The sequence below is a fragment of the Candidatus Jordarchaeum sp. genome (assembly GCF_052745115.1).
The window spans coordinates 1-6080 of sequence record NZ_JBRAKS010000233.1 but is presented as its reverse complement, the minus strand read 5'-3'; the positions used below and the strand labels follow the sequence as shown (position 1 = coordinate 6080).

Sequence of the window (6080 nt, the reverse complement as noted above, 5' to 3'; positions counted from 1 at the left end):
TTTTTTAAAATTCAGGGATGGTTACTGGGCTTCTTTTAGTAATATTATGAAATTGCTTCCTTTCTTATAGTCTCCCTTTATTCGGTCTTCGACCCATATTTTACCGCCGTACTTGTCCACGATTTTTTTAACAAGGGATAATCCTATGCCCATTCCTCGTTTGCTTATATCTTCGGTGTGCAACCCGTTGAACAATGTTTTCTTTCTTTCTTTGGGTATGCCTATTCCGTAATCTTTAAACTCAAATTTCAGGTATTGCGTGTTGTCTTCTCGTATTTTGGAAATTTTGATGTCAACTTTAACTTCATTATCGTTGTCGTTGTACTTTACAGCGTTGTTAAGAATATTATCAAATATATCGATTAAAAGTTCGTTACCATATATTTTCGTATCTTCAGATAATCCTTCAATTTCTATGTTGACATTTCTTTCTTTAAAGCCGCTTACCGTGTTTTCCACCGATCTATTTAACACTTCAAAAATCTCAATGGGTCTTAATTCAGCTTCAGCTTCATCTAATCTCGTTAACTTTATGACATTTGAAATTAGTTTAGCTCCTCTTTCAGCGTGATGGCTAACGACCTGTGCAATATCTCCTAACTCTTTTAACATCTCGGCATTGTTTCGGTATCTAGAATAGAAATCTGCTGACAAGATGATGCTCTGGAGTATATTGTTCATGTCGTGGGCAAACAAATCCTTGTAAAAATTTACTAGATTGTAAGCATTTCGATACTGTTCTTCGGACTTTTTCAATTTTTCTTTCGCAATCTTTTCCTCGGTGACATCCTGCAATGTTAAAACCAGCCCCTCTACAACACCTTCGGGACCTTTAATTGGTATCAAGCTCCAATCCCAATACGATACACCCCTTTCTGGGTGCTCGGCGTACTCGAACGGTTTAGCTTCAGCAAAGTAGGGTTCACCAGTTTCCACCACTCGCCGAAAGATCGTCTCGTTCTCCTCGTTAGGATACAATACAAAATGGTTCTTGCCTGGAAAGAACGATACTTCTCGTTCATCCGCCTCCGCATAGGCACGGTTGACTCTAATGAAGTTAAATTGCGAATCCATGTAAGCAATCAATATGGGAGTATGGTCTAGAATGGCGCTTAGAAATTGATTGGTTTCTGCGAGAGTCAGCTCTCTCTTGTACATGCTTTCCGGTTTTTTGAGAGATTTGGTTTTGCTCCTCTTCCTTTCTTCCATTTTATTTCAGCCCATTATTTTAATCAGTTAATCGCAATTATATGTTTTACATCTCCCACATTCTTTATATTTGTATACTGGTAGAAAAAGATAAGTTCTCTCTTAACGTAATTGGGCACTTTTTTTGAGATAATTTCGGGAATGTAGTTTTGTCTAAAATATTTCCAGAAAAAATTAGAAAACTTTCCTCTACCCTTTTTCTTAATAATCAAACTCGGGCTCAATCTACAATTCTATTTTCGTTTAGAAATCTTAATAACTGAAAAAAACAGAAGCTATGAAGATTATAACTGGAAAGCCGTTTTAGTTTCTGAAAGAACTTTTAGTTTATAATATTTTTTTTCATTGTTTAGTGTATTCAGCTAGTTCTAAATTAAAGGATTCCCATACATACTTATCGGAGGAAGTAGCTTGGTGGAAGAAGTTTACATTGCGGATTATCTTCGATCTCCTTTTGCAAGGGCAAGACCTGAGAATCCAGAAATAGATCTGTTTAACAACGTTTACATGCCCGATATCACCGCTCTGCTTGTTAAGAGAATAATTGAGCGAACCGGTATTAATCCCGACGAAATTGGGGATGTGCTAACGGGCTGCACTATGTAGATGAAGGAAAACTGGACTTATGGAGGAAGAGTAATTAACTTTCTTGCAGGACTTCCGGTAAGCGTTCCCGCGCAGGCCATAGACCGAGTGTGCATTTCATCAATGTCAGCAATACACCAGGGAGCAATGGAGATAATGCTGGGCTACTCGGATATAGTCTTTGCTTGTGGAATGGAACACTTAACCCATCTACCCATACAAATGGAGTTAAACCCACACTTGGGAATAAGTCCTTCATTGTTTAAATCGGAAACCGTGGAAAAATACGATTTGACAACTGTAATGGATGTGTGCTTAACAGCGGAGAAGCTCTATGCTAAGTACAGAGACGAATTGGGCTGGACTAGGAAGGACTTCGATGAGTGGGGTCTGAGAAGCCATCGCCTCGCAACCAAAGCTCTTAGAGAAGGCTACTTCATAAACGGTGTAGGGTACTCGAACAATTGGAAAGAAGGAGAAATAATACCCGTTGAAGTGAAGCTGCCTGACGGAACCAATCAGGTATTAAACTCCGATCAGTCCATAAGACCAGACTGCACACTGGAAAAAATTGAGAAACTTCCTCCCTCATGTAAAACCGACGGAGCGATTAATGCAGCAAACAGCTCCCCCCTCAACTCCGGGGCAGTAGCATTGCTCCTAATGTCGAAGAAAAAAATGGTGCAGTATGGTCTTGAGCCTATGGCAAAAATTGTTTCGATGGGCTGGGTGGGCGTCGATCCCAGCACTATGGGTGAAGGACCATTATACGCCTCTCGCAAGGCATTAAAACACGCTGGCTTAGAGGCTAAGGACATAGATTATTGGGAGATAAACGAATCATATTCCGTAGTAGTACTCTTAATAATTAAAAAATTGGGAATAGATTCAGATCGGGTTAACATCAAAGGAGATGCACTTGCACTCGGTCACCCCTTAGGTGCATCAGGAGGAAGAGTCACCGGAACATTGGCGAGAATACTAAGAATCAAGGAGGCAAGATACGGTTGTGCCGCAATCTGTGGAGGCGGCGGGCAAGGAGGAGCAATAATTATAGAAAACTAATAATTAGCTTTTCTTTTTTCTTGTCTGTTTATTCGTCTATTAACCATTCTCCCTTTTAATTAATTTCTTCAAATAATTTACTGCATAATATTCCCTGAATAAAATTTTACAGTATTTTTAAATATTCGAAATATTTTAACAAATAGTTATATACTACTACCTCATAACAATTAGAGTGAGGGAAAAAATTTTGGAGGTTATACTTTGGTAGAGGAAGTTTATATAGTAGATTATCTCAGGTCTCCATTCTCTAGGTCAAGGCCTACTGCTCCCGAAAAAGATGTATTTAACAAAGTTTACATGTCAGATGTTGTGGCTATGCTTATCAACAAAATAATTAAGAGAACTGGTATAAACCCTAAGGAAATCGGGGATGTACTTACGGGCTGCACCATGCAAATGAAGGAAAACTGGATGTACGGAGGTAGAGTAGTTAATCTACTCGCAGGACTCCCGATAAACGTCCCAGCCCAGGCAATTGACCGGGTGTGCATTTCAGCCATGTCAGCAATGCACCAAGGAATCATGGAAATAATGCTAGGATACTCTGACATAGTATTCGCCAATGGAATGGAACACATGACTCACCTGCCAATGCAACTAGACCTCAATCCACACCTAGGGGTAAGCCCCACACTCATGAAGCCCGAATTTATAGAAAAATATGACTTGTTCACTGCAATGAGTATGGGTTTAACCGCAGAAAAACTATTCGCAAAATACAAGGACAAATACAATTGGACAAGAAAAGAAATGGACGAATTTGGAGTGAGAAGCCACCTGCTCGCCGCAAAAGCCCAGGAGGAAGGATACTTCACCAACGGACAAGGCTATCCCAAAGGCCGACAGGAAGGCGAAATAATGCCGGTGGAGGCGGAAATGCCCGACGGAAGCAAGCAAATAATGGACGCTGACCAATCCATAAGAGCCGACACCACCCTAGAAGCAGTAGAGCAGCTCAAACCGGTATTCAAACCCGATGGAGTCATCACTGCAGGCAACTCCTCACCGCTTAACGCTGGAGCCACCTCGATGCTTCTAATGTCCAAGAAGAAGATGAAAGAATATGGCCTGGAACCCATGGCTAAAATAGTTTCCATGGGCTGGGCTGGTGTAGACCCCAGCGTGATGGGCGAGGGGCCAGTACCAGCGACAAATATGGCTCTAAAACATGCTGGACTAAAAGTTAAGGATATAGACTTCTGGGAGATAAACGAGGCCTTCGCCATAGTAACACTCTACGCAATCAAAGCACTGGGGCTGGACATGGAAAAAGTTAACACGAGAGGAGGAGCAATAGCAATCGGACACCCCTTAGGTTCCACTGGTGTAAGGCTTACCGGAACACTAGCGAGAATACTAGAAATTGAGGATGCAAAATATGGATGCGCTACGCTCTGTGGAGGCGGCGGACAGGGAGGAGCAACAATAATCGAACGTGTATAGACCCTAAATCCCCCTGTTTTTTTACCACTCTTTTTTTATATTCCGATTTTTTTTCTATTGTTAATCACCTGTTTCTAAAAGGAGGAGTTCATTTGTCCATTGATCGAAATCACGGAATGTGGAACCCCCAAGAGGAAACCTTGACAAAAGAAGAGAAGAGACAACGCGACGAGAAAAATTTGGTTAGAGTTTTCAAACACGCATATCACAACTCTCCATTTTACCATGAAAGATACAGGAAAGCTGGCTTAACCGCAGAAGACATAAAAACATTTGAAGACATAAAAAAAATTCCTTTCTTGCGGAAACCGGAACTACAGGAGGCTCAGAGGAAAAATCCTCCCTTTGGAAACAATCTAACCGTTCCCATCAATAAACTCTCCGAAATCTTCATCTCACCGGGGCCGATCTTCGAAGGCGTAGTGGCAGAGGAAGCGGAGGCGATGCTTAATGCAAGGTGTAAAGCGTTCTATTCCTGCGGAGCCAGACCGGGAGACATAGTATTGAACACCTTTATGTACCACATGGTTCCCGCCGGACTAAACATACACCTAGGTTTCAGACGCTTGGGTTGCACCGTGGTTCCCACCGGTGTGGGACAAACTGCCTACCAAGCAATAATAATGAGAGACCTCGGAGTAACGGTTTTCACAGGAACCCCCTCTTTTCTGGCAATGATTGGAGAAGAGGCCAAGAACGGAGGAATCGAACCCAAAGGCGACCTTAAATTGGAACTAGGTATTTTCTCCGCAGAACCCCTACCTGATAGTTTGAGGAAATCTCTTAGGGATACTTTTGGGATTATTGCACGCCAGCTTTTCGGAACCGCAGACTTGGGAACTGTGGCCAGAGAATGTCCCGAGGAGAGAGGAATGCACATCGAAGAATCTATGATAATGGAGATAATTGATCCCAACACACTGGAACAGGTAGCACCGGGAGAGGAAGGAGAAATTACTTGCACCATGCCCCATAAACTAGCAAGCCCAATTATAAGATTCAGAACCGGTGATGCCACCATTCTCAGCGAGGAGAAGTGTTCTTGTGGAAGAACTTCGCCCAAGTTGAGGAAGATACTGGGAAGAGTGGACCAGTTGGTAAAGGTCAAAGGTATGTTCGTGCACCCTGCAAACATTAAAAGTGTGATTAATAAACACCCGGAACTAGGAAACTATGAAGCGCTTGTTGATAGGCCCCATCTATCTGATGTTCTAACAATAAGAATAGAGTTTGAAGGCACGGGAGAAACTCTACCAAAAAATTTGGAGAAAGCTAAAAAAGAATTGGAAAAGGAATTCAAAGAAGCCCTCAGAGTCAAGGCTGTCGTGGAATTATTGCAAAAAGGTTCTATAACAGAATCAAAGGAGAAAATAGTAGACCTAAGGAAAATGGAATAAAAAACATTTAACATCATTATTAAGCACCTTCAAAGATTTATTTTTAGTTGTTGCTTAGCTGATAACACTCTAAAGTTTTAGTTTTATTATATCTGTTTAAACAAGAGTTAATTATAAGGAAAACAAAAGATACGAAAAAGTAGTTAAATATCTCAAGCCGAAATACTCGTTTATGCTTAAGACTTCGGGTTCAGAGTAGTTTTACGAACTCATCAACAGTCAGTCCGGCTTCCTTTATTATCGCTCTTAGGGTTTACAGCAGTAGAAAGATTTAATGATAAATAATACCATTCTTAGACTTTAATCGTGAACCTAAACATCCACAGAGACGTCCAATACAAGGCTACAACCCTGCCCACGAGAACCAAGCCGGCAATC

General features: G+C 41.4%; 5 protein-coding genes. 4 read left to right on the top strand and 1 reads right to left on the bottom strand.

What is annotated here, in order from left to right:
- Window positions 1–21: 21 nt before the first annotated feature.
- Complete coding sequence (locus tag ACUVXA_RS14590) at window positions 22–1209, bottom strand: sensor histidine kinase (RefSeq protein WP_445872012.1); 1188 nt, start codon at window positions 1207–1209, stop codon at window positions 22–24.
- A gap of 411 nt (window positions 1210–1620) precedes the next feature.
- On the opposite strand from ACUVXA_RS14590, the gene ACUVXA_RS14585 reads away from it, so the two are divergent.
- The 4 genes from ACUVXA_RS14585 to ACUVXA_RS14570 all read left to right on the top strand — a co-directional run bounded on the left by ACUVXA_RS14585 (window position 1621) and on the right by ACUVXA_RS14570 (window position 5702).
- Window positions 1621–1815, top strand: a complete 195-nt coding sequence (locus tag ACUVXA_RS14585) for a hypothetical protein (protein ID WP_445872011.1) — start codon at window positions 1621–1623, stop codon at window positions 1813–1815.
- A complete protein-coding gene (locus ACUVXA_RS14580) occupies window positions 1816–2859 on the top strand; it encodes an acetyl-CoA C-acyltransferase (RefSeq protein ID WP_445872010.1) in 1044 nt (347 codons plus the stop codon). It abuts the gene before it with no gap.
- 204 nt (window positions 2860–3063) lie between these two features.
- Window positions 3064–4305 carry an acetyl-CoA C-acetyltransferase gene (locus tag ACUVXA_RS14575; protein ID WP_445872009.1) on the top strand — a complete coding sequence of 414 codons (1242 nt, stop codon included), beginning with the start codon at window positions 3064–3066 and terminating at the stop codon, window positions 4303–4305.
- Between the two features lie 92 nt (window positions 4306–4397).
- Window positions 4398–5702, top strand: coding sequence for a phenylacetate--CoA ligase family protein (locus ACUVXA_RS14570; RefSeq protein WP_445872008.1), 1305 nt, complete (start codon window positions 4398–4400; stop codon window positions 5700–5702).
- Window positions 5703–6080 lie beyond the last annotated feature (378 nt).